Source organism: Mumia flava (assembly GCF_002797495.1).
Classification (GTDB): domain Bacteria; phylum Actinomycetota; class Actinomycetes; order Propionibacteriales; family Nocardioidaceae; genus Mumia; species Mumia flava.
The window spans coordinates 2,501-5,459 of sequence record NZ_PGEZ01000006.1 but is presented as its reverse complement, the minus strand read 5'-3'; the positions used below and the strand labels follow the sequence as shown (position 1 = coordinate 5,459).

The 2,959-nt window shown below is 55.8% G+C and carries 2 rRNA genes (1 of these 2 only partly in view); both read right to left on the bottom strand.

What is annotated here, in order from left to right:
- Window position 1 precedes the first annotated feature (1 nt).
- Window positions 2-118 (bottom strand): 5S ribosomal RNA (rrf, locus tag CLV56_RS20430).
- 107 nt (window positions 119-225) lie between these two features.
- Window positions 226-2,959 (bottom strand): 23S ribosomal RNA (locus tag CLV56_RS20425); it runs 386 nt beyond the window's last position.

Below are 2,959 nucleotides of genomic sequence, written 5' to 3'. Positions count from 1 at the left end.
TGTCCGGCGGCGTCCTACTCTCCCACACAGTCTCCCGTGCAGTACCATCGGCGCTGAAGGGCTTAACTTCCGGGTTCGGAATGTTACCGGGTGTTTCCCCTTCGCCATGGCCGCCGTAACTCTACGGTCCACAACCTCTTCAATTGTTGTGTATCCAATTTACTCTGGTTGTGGTTCCAGAGCTTCACAGTGGTCTATGTGTGCGAGTATCCATGCAGTGCATGTGTGAGCAAGCCCTCGGCCTATTAGTACCGGTCAGCTCCACACATTGCTGCGCTTCCACTTCCGGCCTATCAACCCAGTCGTCTTCTGGGGGCCTTACCCCACCAAGGTGGGTGGGAAACCTCATCTTGAAACGTGCTTCCCGCTTAGATGCTTTCAGCGGTTATCACTTCCGAACGTAGCTAATCAGCCGTGCTCTTGGCAGAACAACTGACACACCAGAGGTTCGTCCATCCCGGTCCTCTCGTACTAGGGACAGCCTTTCTCAAGTTTCCTACGCGCGCGGCGGATAGGGACCGAACTGTCTCACGACGTTCTAAACCCAGCTCGCGTGCCGCTTTAATGGGCGAACAGCCCAACCCTTGGGACCTGCTCCAGCCCCAGGATGCGACGAGCCGACATCGAGGTGCCAAACCATCCCGTCGATATGGACTCTTGGGGAAGATCAGCCTGTTATCCCCGGGGTACCTTTTATCCGTTGAGCGACGCCGCTTCCACATGCCAGCGCCGGGTCACTAGTCCCGACTTTCGTCCCTGCTCCACCCGTCGGTGTCACAGTCAAGCTCCCTTGTGCACTTACACTCAACACCTGATTGCCAACCAGGCTGAGGGAACCTTTGGGCGCCTCCGTTACATTTTAGGAGGCAACCGCCCCAGTTAAACTACCCACCAGGCACTGTCCCTGATCCGGATCACGGACCTAAGTTAGACATCTAGTACGACCAGAGTGGTATTTCAACAACGACTCCACAACCACTGGCGTGGCTGCTTCACAGTCTCCCACCTATCCTACACAAGCCGAACCAAACACCAATACCAAGCTGTAGTGAAGGTCCCGGGGTCTTTCCGTCCTGCCGCGCGTAACGAGCATCTTTACTCGTAGTGCAATTTCGCCGAGCTCGTGGTTGAGACAGCGCCCAAGTCGTTACTCCATTCGTGCAGGTCGGAACTTACCCGACAAGGAATTTCGCTACCTTAGGATGGTTATAGTTACCACCGCCGTTTACTGGGGCTTAAGTTCAGTGCTTCGCACACGAAGCGCTAACACGTCCCCTTAACCTTCCAGCACCGGGCAGGAGTCAGTCCGTATACATCGAATTACTTCTTCGCACGGACCTGTGTTTTTAGTAAACAGTCGCTTGGGCCTGGTCTCTGCGGCCTTCACCGCTCCCCCAGCAAAGGGTTCACGGATCCGGCCCCCCTTCTCCCGAAGTTACGGGGGCATTTTGCCGAGTTCCTTAACCACGATTATCTCGATCGCCTCGGTATTCTCTACCTGACCACCTGTGTCGGTTTGGGGTACGGGCGGCTCTGGTACTCGCTAGAGGCTTTTCTCGACAGCATAGGATCACTCACTTCACCACAAACGGCTCGGCATCGGATCTCAGACACATGACAGACGGATTTACCTACCTGTCGCCCTACATCCTTACACGCGGACAACCATCGCCGCGATGAGCTACCTTCCTGCGTCACCCCATCACTTGCCTACTACCAGCTCGGTTCACACGCTCACTCCCAAGAACCAGACCCCGAAGGGTCCGGAACAGAAGATCACCCGCTTAGCATCACTGATTCAGCATGGGCGCACCAACGCCGGTACGGGAATATCAACCCGTTGTCCATCGACTACGCCTGTCGGCCTCGCCTTAGGTCCCGACTTACCCAGGGCAGATTAGCTTGACCCTGGAACCCTTGGTCATTCGGCGGAAGAGTTTCTCACTCTTCATTCGCTACTCATGCCTGCATTCTCACTCGTGTGGCATCCACGGCTGGGTCACCCCGCCGCTTCCCACGCCACACGACGCTCCCCTACCCATCCACACACCTGGACCCACCCAAAGAGTGGGCCGAGTACACGTATGAATGCCATAGCTTCGGCGGGTTGCTTGAGCCCCGCTAAATTGTCGGCGCAGAATCACTTGACCAGTGAGCTATTACGCACTCTTTCAAGGGTGGCTGCTTCTAAGCCAACCTCCTGGTTGTCTCTGCGACTCCACATCCTTTTCCACTTAGCAACCGCTTAGGGGCCTTAGCTGATGGTCTGGGCTGTTTCCCTCTCGACTACGGAGCTTATCCCCCGCAGTCTCACTGCCGCTCTCTCACTTGCCGGCATTCGGAGTTTGGTTGATTTCGGTAAGCTTGTAGGCCCCCTAGACCATCCAGTGCTCTACCTCCGGCAAGAAACAAACGACGCTGCACCTAAATGCATTTCGGGGAGAACCAGCTATCACGGAGTTTGATTGGCCTTTCACCCCTATCCACAGGTCATCCCCTCAGTTTTTAACCTAAGTGGGTTCGGTCCTCCACGCAGTCTTACCCACGCTTCAACCTGCCCATGGATAGATCACCCCGCTTCGGGTCTAGAGCACGCGACTCAACGCCCTGTTCGGACTCGCTTTCGCTACGGCTACCCCACCACGGGTTAACCTCGCCACGTACCACTAACTCGCAGGCTCATTCTTCAAAAGGCACGCCGTCACAATCCCACAAGGAGATCGCTCCGACGGATTGTAGGCACATGGTTTCAGGTACTATTTCACTCCCCTCCCGGGGTACTTTTCACCTTTCCCTCACGGTACTGGTCCGCTATCGGTCATCGAGGAGTATTTAGGCTTAACGGGTGGTCCCGCCAAATTCATGCGCAATTCCAGGAGTCACGCACTACTCGGGAAAACACACAGAAGGCTCCAGCTTACGTCTACAGGGGTCTCACCCTCTACGCCAGACCATTCCA